Consider the following 14,788-nt stretch of genomic DNA (forward strand, 5'->3'; position numbering starts at 1 on the left):
GTGGAGCGATAAATCCTCGCATAGAATCGAACAAAGGCGTTCAAACCTCTCTCCCTAACCTACCACCCAAGGTTAAGGACAGGGGTCTGAACGCCTTTTTTATTGCTTTTAAAACCTTACGAGGGCCCTAATTATGAACGACTCAGGAAAGCTAAATATTTTTGCTTTCAGCGGCAAAATGAAAATTTTGCACATGAGCTGGATGGCATTCTTTATTACGTTTTTTGTCTGGTTCAACCATGCTCCACTACTGGGTGCGATTGCCCAATCACTGAGCCTAACGCCAGCTGAAGTAAAAACACTTCTTATTCTTAACGTTGCGCTAACCATTCCTGCGCGCATCATCATCGGTATGCTGACCGATAAATACGGCCCTCGTATCACTTACGCTGCGCTACTGTTTATCGCCAGTATTCCATGTTTCCTATTTGCCCTATCGACTGACTTTGCTCAGGCAGCAATTTCACGTTTCCTTCTAGGCTTTATCGGTGCGGGCTTCGTCATCGGTATCCGTATGGTAAGTGAGTGGTTCCCTGCAAATGAGTTGGGTACTGCAGAAGGTATCTACGGCGGTTGGGGTAACTTCGGTTCCGCTGCTGCCGCAATGTTGTTACCAACACTCGCTTTGATATTCGGTGGTGACGACGGCTGGCGTTATGCTGTAGGTCTTACTGGTTTAATGAGTCTTGGATTCAGCTTTATTTGGTACAAAAACGTATCCGATACACCAAAAGGTTCTACTTACTTCAAACCGAAGAAAATTGGCGGTATGGAAGTCACCAGCAAAGGTGACTTCGTCTTCATGCTGATTATGAAAATTCCAATGTACGCTGCTCTTTCTCTGCTAACGTGGAAGCTTTCTCCAGCAGGCGTATCGATCCTTTCTGATATGGCTGCCGTTGCGATCTACGTGAGCTTAGGTGCGATCCTTGTGTACGATTGCGTAAGTGCCTACAACGTTAACAAAGAGATCTTTGAGAAGCCGGTTCCTGAAGTTGAGCAGTACAAATTCAAACAGGTTGCGGTACTAAACGTTCTTTACTTCGCGACGTTCGGTTCTGAACTAGCGGTTGTGTCTATGCTGCCACTGTTCTTCTCTGAAGTATTCGAACTAGATATGGTTTACGCAGGTCTTCTAGCCTCTGCTTACGCATTCATGAACCTAATGTCCCGCCCAGGTGGTGGTTGGATCAGTGACCGTTTTGGTCGTAAGAAAACACTATTGATCCTAACGGCTGGTTTGGCTGCAGGTTATGCAACTATGTCTATGATTGATAGCACATGGCCATTATTCCTAGCCGTTGCTGCTGCGATGGCGTGCTCTTTCTTTGTACAAGCGGGTGAAGGTGCTGTATTCGCGGTTGTACCACTGATCAAGCGTCGTCTGACGGGTCAGATTGCAGGTATGACAGGTGCTTACGGTAACGTCGGTGCAGTGTTCTATCTAACTGTACTATCTATGGTTGATTACTCTACTTTCTTCACAGTGATCGCAGTAACTGCTGTACTTGGTTTCTTGGCTCTACTACTGCTAGAAGAACCAAAAGGTCACATGGCGGAAGTAAATGAAGACGGTACAGTGGAACTAATTAAAGTTTCATAAACTGTACTCTTTATTGCCCATAGAAAAGGCAAGCGACTTAAATAAAAGAGCTCGTAGCAATTTTGCCTTTAAGAGAGAGGCAAAACTTACGCAGCCCAATCTGATTGGGCTGCTTTTCTGATTCTGCGATAGGCATGAATATGAGTAATAAAACGTTATCTATACGCTTTGGCGGTAAATCAATTGCGGGGATAAAACCCGTCAATCAGGATGCGTTTGCAGCTCATATTCCAGACAATGCAGATCGGGAGTTTAAAGGGGCTGCGGCAGTTATCGCCGATGGTGTCAGTAGCTGCGCAAATTCCCATATCGCCAGCCAAACCAGTGTCACCAGTTTTATGCAGGACTATTTCAGTACCCCCCACAGTTGGAGTGTACGAAACTCTGTATCCCGCGTAATGACAGCCTTAAACCGCTGGTTACACAAAGAGAATAACCTTAGCCATCACGAGCAGGACAATATGCTTTGTACCTTCTCTGCCTTGGTGATTAAGTCCAACACCCTACACATGTTCCATGTGGGAGATTCACGCATCTATCACTTCCAGCAAGGAGAGCTGGAACAGTTGAGTCAGGATCATGTGCGAAAATCGGGTGGGCATAGTTACTTAGCTAGGGCTTTAGGGGGCGACCGCCATTTAGAAGTCGATTATTCCACTCGACCACTCAATGATGGCGACCTCTTATTGATGACCACCGATGGGGTGCACGATTTTTTGACCCGCGCCGAGATGAAAAAGATTCTCGCGAATGCCTTTTCTGATCCGGAAAAAGCCGCAGATACACTGATTAGTAGTGCTTTAGCTAAAGGCAGTGACGATAACCTCACAGCGCTGATCGTCTGTGTCGATGAACTGCCCGTCAAATCGCTGGAAGAGAGTCATCAACAACTGACTCAATTGCCTATTCCCCCAGTGATGAAAGTAGGCAATCAGATCGATGGCTATGAAGTACTCGACCTAATTTTTAGTGGCACGCGAAGCCATATGTATCTGGTGAAAGACAGAGAAACTCACCAGCAATACGTACTCAAAGCACCATCAACTAATTTTTCTGATGATTCCTTATATCTGGATGGCTTTATCCGCGAAGAGTGGGTGGGGCAACGGATCGATCATCACCATGTGATGAAAACCTATCCGTGCCGACAGCAAAAGCTGTTTCTCTATTATGTCGGTGAGCACATTCAGGGGATGAACCTGCGCGAGTGGATGAACGACAATCCCAATCCACCGCTAGACGAGGTACGCAAACTCGCTAAGCAAATCATTCAAGGGCTAAGAGCGTTCCAACGCGCGGATATGGTGCATCAGGATCTGAAACCCGAAAACATCATGATCAATCAGGATGGGCGAGTAAAAATTATCGACTTCGGTACCGCGAAAATAGCCGGTATCGAGGAGATGAGTTCACCTCTGGATAAAGCGATTCCACAAGGTTCGGTTGATTACATCGCACCTGAATATCTGATGGGAGAATCCGGCAGTTTTAAGTCGGATCTATTCTCTTTTGCTGTCATCATTTACGAGATGATCACCGGTAAACTGCCCTACAAGGAGATGTCATCCTCTTCGGCAGAGATCGGTAACTACGCCGAGCTGGAATATATTCCGGCTCTGCACCATCGCAAAGATCTACCGCTTTGGGTCGAAGGCTGTTTACGCAAAGCGCTGCAACCTAATCCGCGTTTCCGCTATGACGCATTCTCGGAATTCGAAAAAGATTTCACCCGTCCGAATCATGCACTGGAAGCCAAGATTCAGCACCAACCGTTATTGGAGAAAAACCCTGTATTGGTTTGGAAGCTTATAGCCGGAGTGTTGCTGATCTCTAATCTGGTGCTATTAAGCCTGCTGGAATGATCCACTCCCTATTGCGGCGCACCATAATGGTTCATCTAAGCTAATTTGTGCTTCATCTTTAAACTTAAGTAACATAAGCAGGAAAGCACAAAACACCCAAAATGTTGTTTTTTAACAACTTTATTAACTTGGCACACCCCCTGCTATATCTATTGCGTAACAAATATCTGTTGGGGTGATAATTCTGCAGTTTTAGTTACAAAAATCGGGCTAAGAGAACAAAGGCGTTCTCCATCAGTACTTTCCTGAAGTACTGAATGGATAACGCCTTTTTTTATTTTTTGACGTTGGGTTTGAGATGAAAAAACGACTAATCATTATTGGCAACGGCATGGCGACAGGCCGACTACTGCAATGCCTGAGCGAATCGGCGGCAGGCCAGTTTGATATTACTGTTTTTGGTGAAGAACCCGGCGGCAGCTATAACCGCGTTTTGTTATCTCACCTACTAAGCGGTGAAGCGCCACTGGAAAATATTATTACGCTGACACAGGAGTGGTATGCGGAACAGGGGATCCAGTTACACAGTGGCGATCCAGTAGAAGTTATTGATCGTGAGAACAAAAAAGTTATTAGCCAATCAGGTATCGAAGTTGAGTATGACCAGTTGGTGATGGCTACAGGCTCTTACCCGACTCGCGTACCTCTTCCGGGCCTAGATCTAGATGGCGTGATGAATTTCCGCACCCTGAAAGATGTAGATCGCATGAAAGAGATGGCGGAAAACCATAAGCATGCGGTTGTGATCGGCGGTGGTTTCTTAGGTCTAGAAGCCGCAGAAGGTCTTCGAGTTTTGGGTATGGATGTCACTGTACTGCAACGTGCACCTTACCTACTAAACAACCAGCTAGATAGCACAGCGGCCGCGATGCTATTGAACTCTCTGGAAGAGCGCGGCCTTAAATTCCGCCTAGATGCGATTACCGATGCCATCGTTGGCGACGGACATGTGCAAGCAGTTCATATGTCTGACGGCGAGAAACTCAAAGCTGATCTGGTTATTACTGCGATCGGCGTAACGCCTAACAAAGCACTCGCTGAACAGAGCGGCTTAGCCTGTGAGCGTGGCATCTGTGTCGATAACCAGATGCGCACCAGTGATAGCGACATCTTTGCACTAGGTGAGTGCTGCCAGTTTGATCAATTTACTTACGGTCTGGTCGCACCGATTTGGCATCAAGCCGAAATTCTGACCGCAACCCTATTAGAGCAGTCAGCGCAGTATGTTGAAGAAGCGGTTGCTACTCAGCTGAAAATAAGTGGAGTGGAACTGTTCTCCTGCGGTGACTTAAGCGACGAAGAAAACACCGAAACCTTGGTTTATCACGATCTGAAGCTGAACCACTATCGAAAGCTTTGGTTACAAGACAATCGCCTGAAAGGTGCCGTTTTGTATGGCGATGTACGTGAAGGCCAATGGTATTTCGACCAATTAAAGAACAACACAGATTTGAGCGCCTGCAGATCGCAGCTGCTATTTGGCAGCCCTCTTTGCGACGAGGTTATCGAAGAACAAAATATAGGTAATTCCGCTATGACAAACAGCCCTAAAAAACAGTTAGTCGTTATTGGTAACGGCATGGTAGGACACCACTTTGTCGAAAACTTTGTGACAGGAGAGAGCGCGAATGAATATGACGTTCACATCCTGGCTGAAGAAGATCGCGCAGCGTATGACCGTGTCCATCTTTCTGAATATTTCGGCGGTTCCACGTATCAGGATCTGTGTCTGGTAGAAGATAACTTTTATGAAAGTCATAGCGTAAACCTTCATTTGAGTGAAGGTGCTACGCAAATCGATCGCGATGCAAAGCAGGTCATCACAGAACAAGGTACATATCCCTACGACACCTTGGTCTTGGCGACCGGATCTTACCCATTTGTCCCCCCGATTCCGGGTAATGATGGTGATGCCTGCTTTGTTTATCGCACTTTAGAAGATCTAGATAAGATCCAAGCATGTGCGAAATCGGCCAAAGTTGGCGTTGTAGTGGGTGGTGGTCTATTGGGCCTAGAAGCGGCGAATGCCCTGAAGTCTCTGGGCCTTAAAGCTCACGTAGTTGAATTCGCACCCCGCCTAATGCCAGTGCAGTTAGACGAAGATGGCGGCGAGCTACTGAAAAATAAAATTGAAGATCTGGATGTAGATGTTCATTGCAACAAAGCGACAACTGAGATCGTTGCTGGTGAAGAACATACCTACCGCATGAACTTCAGCGACGGTACACACCTAGAAACTGATCTGATCCTCTTCTCTGCGGGTATCCGTCCACAAGATACGTTAGCACGTTCAAGTGACCTAGAGATTGGCGAACGTGGCGGCATCATGGTTAACGATCAGTGCCGGACTTCTGATGAAAACATCTACGCGATTGGTGAGTGTGCACTTTGGAACAACCAGATCTTTGGTTTGGTAGCTCCGGGTTACACTATGGCTAAAACAGCTGTGGCTGCAATTGCGGGCGATGGCAGCGCCTTTACTGGCGCTGATATGAGTACCAAACTGAAGCTTCTAGGTGTAGATGTAGGCTCTATCGGTGATGCTCACGGTCAGACACCGGGCAGCATCAGCTACCGCTACTCTGATGAAGACGAGCAGGTTTACTACCGTATCGTTGTCTCTGAAGATCGCACTAAGCTTCTAGGTGCAGTACTGGTAGGTGATAACAGTAAATATGATACTTTGCTGCAATATGCGCTTAACGGTATCGATCTACCAGAAAAGCCACAAAGTCTAATCCTGCCATCGTTGGATGGTTCGGCTGCACCGGCACTAGGTCCAGATGCGCTACCAGACGAAGCGACAATCTGTTCTTGCCTAAACGTAACTAAAGGCCAGATCTGCTGCTCTATCGATGAAGGCGCAACCTCGGTTGCAGACGTAAAAGATGCCACTAAAGCCGCTTCGGGTTGTGGTGGTTGTGCAGCGATGCTGAAGAGCGTTGTGGATTGCGAACTAGAAAAACGCGGTGTTGAGGTAAATACCGACCTTTGCGAGCACTTTGCGTACACCCGTGAAGAGCTTTATCACATCATCCGTGTTGAAGGCATCCGCTCTTTCTCTGAACTACTAGAGAAACACGGTAAAGGCCTAGGTTGTGAGATCTGTAAGCCAACGGCTGGTTCTATTTTGGCGTCTTGCTGGAATGAGCACATCATGGAAGAGCCATTGGTATCTCTACAGGATACTAACGATACCTTTATGGCGAACATGCAGAAGAACGGTACTTACTCCATCGTTCCACGTGTTGCTGGCGGTGAGATCACGCCAGACAAACTGATCGTGCTAGGTCAGGTTGCGAAGAAATATAACCTTTACACCAAAATCACCGGTGGTCAGCGTGTCGATCTATTCGGCGCTCAGCTACACGAACTACCGTTGATCTGGAAAGAACTCGTCGATGCTGGCTTCGAAACAGGTCACGCCTACGGTAAGTCCCTACGTACTGTGAAATCTTGTGTAGGTAGCACTTGGTGCCGCTACGGTGTCAATGACAGTGCTGGTATGGCGATCAAACTTGAGAACCGTTACAAAGGCCTGCGCTCACCGCACAAAATCAAATTTGCTGTATCAGGCTGTACTCGTGAATGTGCAGAAGCACAGAGTAAAGATATAGGTGTAATCGCGACCGAAAACGGTTGGAACCTCTATGTTTGCGGTAACGGTGGTATGAAGCCTCGTCACGCCGATCTATTTGCGACCGATCTAGATGACGAAACACTGGTTCGCTACATCGACCGTGTCCTAATGTTCTATGTAAAAACAGCGGACCGTCTACAGCGTACTTCGGTATGGATGGATAACTTAGAAGGTGGCCTAGATTACCTTCGCGAAGTGGTAATCGATGACAAACTAGAGATTGCCGCAGAACTCGAATCACAAATGAGCCATGTAGTAGAGACCTATCAGTGTGAGTGGAAGTCGACCCTAGAAGACGAAGAGAAACTAAAACGTTTCCGTACTTTCGTGAACACTGAAGAACAGGCTGATCCGCAGATCGTTCATATCATGGAACGTGATCAGATCCGTCCTGCATAACTAACCATTAAGCGATTAGGAGATATTTATTATGACGACTATTAATAGCAGCGCTGAATGGATCGATCTATGCAGCAAAAACGACCTCATCCCTCATTCTGGCGTAGCCGCTATGCATGAGGGCCAGCAGATCGCACTGTTCTATATCCCAGAGTATGAAAACGAGATCTTTGCTGTAGGTAACAACGACCCGTTTAGCGGTTCTAACGTGCTATCTCGCGGTTTAATCGGCGATCTACAAGGCGAACCGATGGTGGCATCGCCTTTATACAAACAACACTTTTCACTTAGCTCAGGCGCCTGCATCGAAGAACCCGATGTCAGCGTACCTGTGTGGCCTGCTCGTGTTGTCGATGATCAGGTTCAAATCATGCTGTAATAACCGGTAGCTATAGATACAAGATGGAACGGTTGCACAGGGAAGTCAGTTTTTCCTCTCGACAGAGGAGAAAACTAGAGGGTAACCGCTCTCATCGCGAGTTAAGATTAACTCAGCGTTTCCAGCGACCAGCTGGAGAGGTAGAATGACCGAAACCTTGTTAAGCAGAGCTTGATCATGGCTTCACCGAGCACCTCAACACCGATTTCGACCAAAGAAAAACTGATTGGTTACAGCCGCCTTATGCGCGTAGAAAAGCCAATTGGGATCTATCTACTGCTTTGGCCGGCCTACTGGGCACTTTGGATTGCTGCCGAAGGTGTTCCAAGCTATGACATCCTTATTATCTTTACTCTTGGGGTTTTCCTCACCCGCTCTGCCGGTTGTGTAATCAATGACTTTGCTGACCGTAAAATTGATGGTCATGTAAAACGTACCGCACAACGCCCTATTCCAGCAGGCATAGTGACCGCCAAAGAAGCCTTAGTGCTGTTTGCCGGATTGATGCTGATCGCGTTTATTGCCGTACTCTTTACCAATCTCACCACTATCCTGTTATCCGGTGGCGGCCTCTTACTCGCAGCTTGCTATCCGTTTATGAAGCGCTATACCCACCTACCACAGGTGGTACTGGGCGCTGCGTTTGCCTGGTCGGTCCCTATGGCTTTTACCGCCGTAAATGAAACCGTTCCCTCCTACGCATGGCTGATCTATATAGCAACGCTGCTGTGGACTGTAGCCTACGATACTATGTATGCCATGGTGGATCGCGATGACGACCTTAAGATCGGGGTGAAATCCACCGCTATTCTGTTTGGCGATGCTGATAAAGTGATTATTGGCGTGCTTCAGGCCTCTACCCTACTTACATTTGTACTACTGGGCATGAAGTTACAACTGGGCTGGATCTACTATGTGGGTCTTGTTGTGGCAGGCGGGCTATTTGTTTATCAGCAACTATTGATTAGAGATCGCGAGCGCGATGCCTGTTTTAAGGCTTTCTTAAATAATCATTACGCGGGTTTAGCGATTTTTATTGGCCTTGCAGGTCATTATGCAGCCTTAGATTTACTGTAAAACACCTTAAAATCAGCTACTTTTTAACTGTTTATGGCGAATTGTTACCGCTTGTCATATTTGTGTAACACTATTGTCTTCTAATATTGGCGTCGATAAATTGAGTTGAAAAGGGCAATTACGCATGTCTCTATCCAAACGCGTCCTGATTGTTGATGATGAGGCGCCAATTCGCGAAATGATCGCTGTTGCGCTAGAAATGGCTGGCTACGACTGCTTTGAAGCAAGCAATGCCACAGAAGCACACGGCCTGATCGTGGATGACAAGCCAGATATGGTCTTGTTGGACTGGATGATGCCAGGCATGAGTGGAATCGAATTTGCGCGCCGTCTGCGTAAAGATGAAACCACTGCCGATATCCCTATTATTATGCTCACGGCTAAAACCGATGAAGATAATAAAATTAAAGGCTTAGAAACCGGTGTAGACGACTACATCACTAAGCCCTTTTCGCCACGCGAACTCGTAGCTCGTCTAAAAACTGTACTGCGCCGTACAACGCCTAAAGGTATTGAAGAGCCAGTCACAGTGGACGGTCTAACCCTAGATCCTATTTCGCATCGCGTCACCTCTGATCAGTCACCAATCGAACTTGGCCCGACTGAATTTCGCCTACTGCAATTCTTTATGACACACCAAGATCGTGCTTACTCGCGCGGCCAACTACTGGATATGGTGTGGGGTGGTAACGTCTACGTTGAAGAACGCACTGTTGATGTTCATATCCGTCGTTTACGAAAAGCACTTGGCGAGCGTCATGACTATCTGGTACAAACTGTCAGAGGAACGGGTTACCGCTTCTCTGCCGATGTAGCCTGATTAGTTAGCAAGGAAAAGCCATGCACAAAAACCGCCACTCGATGTTTACCAGCTTATTGCTGGTGAGTGGATGCTCCTTTGCTTTGGGGCTATTAATTGGTTACCCAAGTTGGGCATTAGCGTTAAGCCTATTTGTATGGGCCATCTTTCAGGCACGTCAATTCAATCGTTTGATGCAGTGGTTCCAATCCGAAGTGGAACAGGAACCACCAGAGTGCACAGGCCATTGGGGTGAGCTTTTTGATGAACTTTCACGCCTACAGCGTGGTCGTCAAAAGCGCGAAGATCGCTTAAAAAGTATTATCTCGCGCTTTCAGGACTCTACTTCCGCTCTCTCCGATGCGATTATCATCATCGATAGACACCACAACTTAGAGTGGTGGAATGAGTCTGCTAACCATCTACTAGGGCTTAATCAGGAATCGGACCGCGGTATGCCGGTCATGAACCTACTGCGTGATCCGCGTTTTGTTCGCTATTACAAACGCGGTCAGTACAACGACTCTATTACTCTACCGTCACCTGCACACAATGATATTCAGATTCAGTTCCATATCACACGTTTTGGTGATGAAGACCGTCTGTTAGTCGCTCGTGATGTCTCTCGTCTGATGCGTCTGGAACAAACACGACAAGACTTCGTTGCTAACGCCTCTCATGAGCTGCGTACGCCGCTTACAGTAATTAGGGGGTACTTGGAGACCTTCTTGGACCAAGCCCTGCCAAAACCGTTACTGCGCGGTCTTAGCTCTATGCAAAACCAAGCGCGTCGAATGGAAAACTTGGTTTCAGACCTGTTGCTGCTATCGCGCTTAGAAGCCAGTAACCAAGCATCGGACGAACACCCGATCCAGATCCTCAGCGTCCTGACTCATATTGTTGAAGATGCGGAGCAACTGGCGAAAACACTCGATAAAGATCATCAGATCACGCTCGATATCGACAACGCTTTTGACCTTAACGGCCAAGAAATTGAGCTACACAGTGCTTTTTCCAATCTGGTATTTAACGCCGTGCGTTACACCCCGGCGAACGGCAAGATTGAAGTTCGTTGGTGGACCGACGAACAAGGCGGTCACTTCTCGGTGACAGACACAGGTCCAGGCATTGAAGCGATGCACCTGCCACGCCTAACCGAGCGTTTCTATCGTGTGGATGAGAGTCGTTCTTCTGCCAGTGGCGGCACCGGCCTTGGCTTAGCCATTGTGAAGCACGTGCTGGCGCGTCACGGTGGCCAGCTAACGATTAAGAGTAAGCTAGGGAAAGGCAGCACCTTTGCCTGCCATTTCCCAACAGAGATGATCGCACCGTCTCATGTGGAAGATGAACACTCCGCTTAAACTTATTTTGAAGAGATATAACAAAACGGCCTGTTCAAAGCAGGCCGTTTTTTATTTACGATTCCAGACGTTTTTGGTCCAGATCGATCTCAGTTGTTGAATGGGCCTCGACCCAGTAGATGGTTGCACCAACTACCGCAGCAGGCATAAGGATCAAGTTCAATAATGGCACCAACATGCCAAGTTGAATCAAGCCACCAAAACCGATTGACGTTAGGCGATCAGATTTCAACATCAGCTTCATATTCTTGAAGCTAACTTTGTTGTTATCCATCGGATAGTCGCAGTACTGAATCGCCATCATCCAAGCGCCGAACAAGATCCACAAGAAAGGCGAGATCAGGTTGATCACTGGAATAAACGACAGAACCAACAGAAAAAGAACACGAGGAAGGTAATAGGCCAACTTAGAAAGCTCGCGACCAATCGCTCTTGGGATCAGCGCGATAACCTCTTTCCAACCGTCATCAGTGACGACATCACCACGTAGGCGCTTCTCTACTTTCTCAGATAAGAAACCATTAAACGGCGCAGCAATGATATTGGCGACTATAGAGAAGCCGTAATAAACAAATACGATAACTAACAAGGCCATCACTGGCCATAAAACGTAGTGCAGGAACTGCAACCACTCCCAATCAGGTAGAAACGTTGTAATTAAGCTATCGACCCAAGCGCCAAAGTTACTAAACAATAACCAAATCGCCGTTACAAACAGCACAATATTGGTTAGTAGTGGAACAAGTACAAAGGGACGAATTTCTGGGTCTGGCAACATCTGCAAGCCCCGTAAAACATAGCTTCCACCTCTTACTGGATTTCCTTTCATAAATACCTTTTAGTAAGTTAAAAATACAATTAATTTAATCGCAACGGCACCTATCATCATCATAAGACCCACACGATTTACGTTAAATTCCCGCTTTGTCATATCCATGGTAGGTTTCCAAAATTCCACCAGCGACTTAAAGTCTTTGGTGCGTCCAGCGTACATCGCTAGAGAAACCAAAAATACTAGCAAACCACCCCAAAATAAAAATTGCTCTAATATTGCCAGATACATCACATTCGCCTTTACTTATTGCCAGTAGAAAGTAACCCGTTTTATGCTTATGGCTCATTGATCAGATGACCTTTGAACCAAAAACGGTTCCCTAGCGTACCAAAAAACAATGTAGTCGGCTGCACTGCCTTGGTTGAGCAACTTATTTTTCCACCAGACCATAGCGCAGATTAACGACGCTAGTATTACGCAGCTGCTGGAGTAGTAAATGAAAGCGATACAAATTTCACAGTTTGGTTCCAACGACGTCTTAAAATATACCGAACTGGATAAACCTGAACTGAATTCAGGTGAAGTCCTTGTCAAAAACAAAGCCGCAGGCGTAAACCCGATCGATTGGAAAACTTGTTCGGGTGGTGGTGCTGCGCCGTTTATTGGCGAGTTACCTTTTGTTCCAGGTTGGGAGTTTGCGGGCACGATTGAAGCCGTTGCCGATGATGTCACTGAATTTAGTGTCGGTGATGAAGTCTTCGGTTTAATCCGCTTCCCTGAAGCAGCAGGTTGCTTTGCTGAGTATATTGCAGCTCCAGCAGATCAGATTAGCCTTCGCCCTGAAGGTCTACCAGTTGAAGCGGCAGCAGGTTTAGGTTTAGCAGGTCTAACTGCATGGCAGGCGCTATTTGATAAAGGCCACCTACAGGCATCCCAGCAAGTGGTGATTCTGGCAGGTGCTGGCGGTGTCGGTCACTTAGCGATTCAACTAGCGAAATGGATGGGCGCGCGCGTTGCAACGACTGCATCGGCTAAAAACCATGAGTTCTTGAAATCACTCGGTGCGGACCTAGTGATCGATTACCACAACGACAAAATCACCGATCATATCGATAACGTCGATCTGGTTATTGATGGTATGGGTGGCGAGATCGGTATCGAAGCCCTTAATTGCGTTAAACCCGGCGGTACTCTGGTAACCCTGCCATCAGTAACCAAAGACGAGGTTATTGCAGCAGGCAAAGCGATGAAGGTGAAAGTTGAACCCATCCGCGTGGAAGCGAATAGCGAACAACTAGATCGCTTAGCAGGCCTTTATGCCGACCGTAAGTTAGCGCTGCAACTAGCGGACACTTATCCAATAGAAAAAGTCGGCGATGCTTTTGATGCCAGCAGATCTGGCAGAACACAGGGCAAGCTAGTTCTGACTGTCTAATAACACATAACAGTGGTGCAATAGATTTCGCTATTGCACCCTGCTTTTTCCCAAATTAACGGACTAATTCGACAAAAATGCTTAGACCATCTTTGCTTCTATCCCTATTGATTTTCACACACTACACTTACGCCTCTTCCCTACAAGACGCAGATAAATTATTAGCCTCTGGAAACTGTAAAGAAGCAGTCAAAATCTACAAAGCAGGTTCTGAAAAAGGTATTCCTTATGCGAATTTTAAACTTGGTCTACTTCATTCTTCGGATAGCTGCGTGAACTTAGACTTTCTTGTGGCAGAGAAATATTACCAAGCAGCAGCTCAGAAAGGATTCAAATATGCTTATGCAAACCTAGGTAGCTTGTACTTCGGGGATGATGCCCCATTACCCGATAACGAAAAAGCCTATAAAGCCTGGGCCAAAGCTAAAGAATTAGGTATTGATACTCGATACAATTTATCCATTCTTCTTTACTTAGGTGATGGTGTTGAACCAGCTCCCTTGTTAGCTGAAGAATATTTATTAGACCTAATCAAAAACAACAGTAGTGATGCACTGCTAGCCAAAAGCTTATTAATAGATTTCTACTCTGAAGAAAATGGCCCGCTGTATTCAGAAGAGAAATTAGAACAGCTTAAGGCTTCACAGTAGTTAAGCCGCTAAATAGCTAAATAAGCTTTAAAAGCTCAAGCCCTGATACACATACATCGCAGTGACTTTATCCATACTGGTAGTGATCTTTTCTGCAGATCTCACCACTAGGGCTAAACGGCCTTTATCCGACGCTGAATCTGATAGGCCCTTAAAGCGTTTGAAGTCCCGTTGGATTTTGTTCAATTCAGCTTTGATCTGAGCATTATTAAGCGGGTCGCCTTCCAATTCTGACCTGTTCTGTTCAAATAGCTGCAGCGAGCTAATAAAGGCTTCGCTGTACTCATCTTGGAACCCCCATGCACGAAGCGCGTAGTGGCTAGTCACTCGTTGCGCCAACATGCGGACAAAACCAGCTGTACTGATGAGCTTACCGAAGCGGCTATCGTTATTTTCAACAATCTCCATAGTGACCGCACTCCACTGTTGTAGCAGCAGTTCGGTTGCTTGTCGTACTTCAGTTGCCTTCTCCCGTGTTGGCTTGGCAAGATAAAGCGGCTTAATCACTTCCCATTGTTCAACTGCACGCTTTAAAGCTTGTTTCTCAGCATCCGTTTTGGCGTAATCCAAAATCAGTTTTTGAGCTTCTTCATAATCTTTGATCGATTCAGCTAACTCTTGCTCTGCCTTGCGGCCACGCACAGACAAGCCGATCAGCATATAGTCCTTCAGCATCTGCTGAGTCAACATACTCTGGTGAGAAGCTGTATTTATGGCATGCTCAATCGAGGTTATCTCAGCAGCACTATGGCCACTGATAAAAAGAAAACTCATCAAAACATAACGAATCAAACGCATCAGATACTCC

Annotated in this window: 12 protein-coding genes and 1 pseudogene; 10 read left to right on the forward strand and 3 right to left on the reverse strand. The window is 46.6% G+C overall.

Annotated features, from left to right (window positions below; translation table 11 throughout):
• Window positions 1-133: 133 nt before the first annotated feature.
• From ACMXYO_RS16990 to phoR, 8 genes and pseudogenes are all read left to right on the forward strand, one after another.
• Complete coding sequence (locus ACMXYO_RS16990) at window positions 134-1,603, forward strand: NarK family nitrate/nitrite MFS transporter (protein WP_415886318.1); 1,470 nt, start codon at window positions 134-136, stop codon at window positions 1,601-1,603.
• A 140-nt stretch (window positions 1,604-1,743) separates the two neighbouring features.
• On the forward strand, window positions 1,744-3,465 hold the full coding sequence (locus ACMXYO_RS16995) for a protein kinase domain-containing protein (protein ID WP_415886319.1): 1,722 nt from the start codon (window positions 1,744-1,746) through the stop codon (window positions 3,463-3,465).
• A gap of 331 nt (window positions 3,466-3,796) precedes the next feature.
• Window positions 3,797-4,849 (forward strand): annotated as a pseudogene (locus tag ACMXYO_RS17000) (NAD(P)/FAD-dependent oxidoreductase); the annotation flags it as partial.
• A gap of 150 nt (window positions 4,850-4,999) precedes the next feature.
• Window positions 5,000-7,504 (forward strand): nitrite reductase large subunit NirB, encoded by a 2,505-nt coding sequence (gene nirB, locus ACMXYO_RS17005; protein WP_415888119.1) that lies wholly within the window; start codon window positions 5,000-5,002, stop codon window positions 7,502-7,504.
• Window positions 7,505-7,535: 31 nt separating this feature from the next.
• The gene (gene nirD, locus ACMXYO_RS17010; RefSeq protein ID WP_415886321.1) at window positions 7,536-7,883 is read left to right on the forward strand and encodes a nitrite reductase small subunit NirD; all 348 of its coding nucleotides are present in this window, start codon (window positions 7,536-7,538) and stop codon (window positions 7,881-7,883) included.
• 177 nt (window positions 7,884-8,060) lie between these two features.
• Window positions 8,061-8,960, forward strand: a complete 900-nt coding sequence (ubiA, locus tag ACMXYO_RS17015) for a 4-hydroxybenzoate octaprenyltransferase (protein ID WP_415886322.1) — start codon at window positions 8,061-8,063, stop codon at window positions 8,958-8,960.
• A gap of 124 nt (window positions 8,961-9,084) precedes the next feature.
• The gene (gene phoB / locus ACMXYO_RS17020; protein WP_415886324.1) at window positions 9,085-9,780 is read left to right on the forward strand and encodes a phosphate regulon transcriptional regulator PhoB; all 696 of its coding nucleotides are present in this window, start codon (window positions 9,085-9,087) and stop codon (window positions 9,778-9,780) included.
• 20 nt (window positions 9,781-9,800) lie between these two features.
• The gene (gene phoR, locus ACMXYO_RS17025; protein WP_415886325.1) at window positions 9,801-11,120 is read left to right on the forward strand and encodes a phosphate regulon sensor histidine kinase PhoR; all 1,320 of its coding nucleotides are present in this window, start codon (window positions 9,801-9,803) and stop codon (window positions 11,118-11,120) included.
• Window positions 11,121-11,175: 55 nt separating this feature from the next.
• Here phoR and cysZ read toward each other — a convergent pair whose 3' ends face one another.
• Both cysZ and ACMXYO_RS17035 read right to left on the reverse strand, forming a co-directional pair.
• On the reverse strand, window positions 11,176-11,949 hold the full coding sequence (gene cysZ, locus ACMXYO_RS17030; protein WP_415886327.1) for a sulfate transporter CysZ: 774 nt from the start codon (window positions 11,947-11,949) through the stop codon (window positions 11,176-11,178).
• A 9-nt stretch (window positions 11,950-11,958) separates the two neighbouring features.
• Window positions 11,959-12,183, reverse strand: coding sequence for a hypothetical protein (locus ACMXYO_RS17035; RefSeq protein WP_415882917.1), 225 nt, complete (start codon window positions 12,181-12,183; stop codon window positions 11,959-11,961).
• Window positions 12,184-12,391: 208 nt separating this feature from the next.
• Here ACMXYO_RS17035 and ACMXYO_RS17040 point away from each other — a divergent pair, with 208 nt between their 5' ends.
• Window positions 12,392-13,330: an NADP-dependent oxidoreductase gene (locus tag ACMXYO_RS17040; protein ID WP_415886328.1), complete on the forward strand. Its 939-nt coding sequence runs from the start codon at window positions 12,392-12,394 to the stop codon at window positions 13,328-13,330.
• A gap of 77 nt (window positions 13,331-13,407) precedes the next feature.
• Complete coding sequence (locus ACMXYO_RS17045; RefSeq protein ID WP_415886329.1) at window positions 13,408-13,980, forward strand: tetratricopeptide repeat protein; 573 nt, start codon at window positions 13,408-13,410, stop codon at window positions 13,978-13,980.
• Between the two features lie 27 nt (window positions 13,981-14,007).
• Here ACMXYO_RS17045 and ACMXYO_RS17050 read toward each other — a convergent pair whose 3' ends face one another.
• Window positions 14,008-14,778, reverse strand: a complete 771-nt coding sequence (locus ACMXYO_RS17050) for a hypothetical protein (protein ID WP_415886330.1) — start codon at window positions 14,776-14,778, stop codon at window positions 14,008-14,010.
• Between the last annotated feature and the right edge of the window lie 10 nt (window positions 14,779-14,788).

It is taken from the genome of Neptuniibacter sp. QD37_6, assembly GCF_047778085.1.
In the GTDB taxonomy this organism is placed as follows: domain Bacteria; phylum Pseudomonadota; class Gammaproteobacteria; order Pseudomonadales; family Balneatricaceae; genus Neptuniibacter.

Excerpts from the sequence above, each read along its gene's own strand:
- phoR (WP_415886325.1), top strand. The coding sequence starts at position 9,801 with ATGCACAAAAACCGCCACTCGATGTTTACCAGCTTATTGCTGGTGAGT.
- ACMXYO_RS16995 (WP_415886319.1), top strand. The coding sequence starts at position 1,744 with ATGAGTAATAAAACGTTATCTATACGCTTTGGCGGTAAATCAATTGCG.
- ACMXYO_RS17040 (WP_415886328.1), top strand. The coding sequence starts at position 12,392 with ATGAAAGCGATACAAATTTCACAGTTTGGTTCCAACGACGTCTTAAAA.
- ACMXYO_RS16990 (WP_415886318.1), top strand. The coding sequence starts at position 134 with ATGAACGACTCAGGAAAGCTAAATATTTTTGCTTTCAGCGGCAAAATG.
- ACMXYO_RS17050 (WP_415886330.1), bottom strand. The coding sequence starts at position 14,778 with ATGCGTTTGATTCGTTATGTTTTGATGAGTTTTCTTTTTATCAGTGGC.
- phoB (WP_415886324.1), top strand. The coding sequence starts at position 9,085 with ATGTCTCTATCCAAACGCGTCCTGATTGTTGATGATGAGGCGCCAATT.
- ACMXYO_RS17035 (WP_415882917.1), bottom strand. The coding sequence starts at position 12,183 with ATGTATCTGGCAATATTAGAGCAATTTTTATTTTGGGGTGGTTTGCTA.
- nirD (WP_415886321.1), top strand. The coding sequence starts at position 7,536 with ATGACGACTATTAATAGCAGCGCTGAATGGATCGATCTATGCAGCAAA.
- nirB (WP_415888119.1), top strand. The coding sequence starts at position 5,000 with ATGACAAACAGCCCTAAAAAACAGTTAGTCGTTATTGGTAACGGCATG.
- cysZ (WP_415886327.1), bottom strand. The coding sequence starts at position 11,949 with ATGAAAGGAAATCCAGTAAGAGGTGGAAGCTATGTTTTACGGGGCTTG.
- ACMXYO_RS17045 (WP_415886329.1), top strand. The coding sequence starts at position 13,408 with ATGCTTAGACCATCTTTGCTTCTATCCCTATTGATTTTCACACACTAC.
- ubiA (WP_415886322.1), top strand. The coding sequence starts at position 8,061 with ATGGCTTCACCGAGCACCTCAACACCGATTTCGACCAAAGAAAAACTG.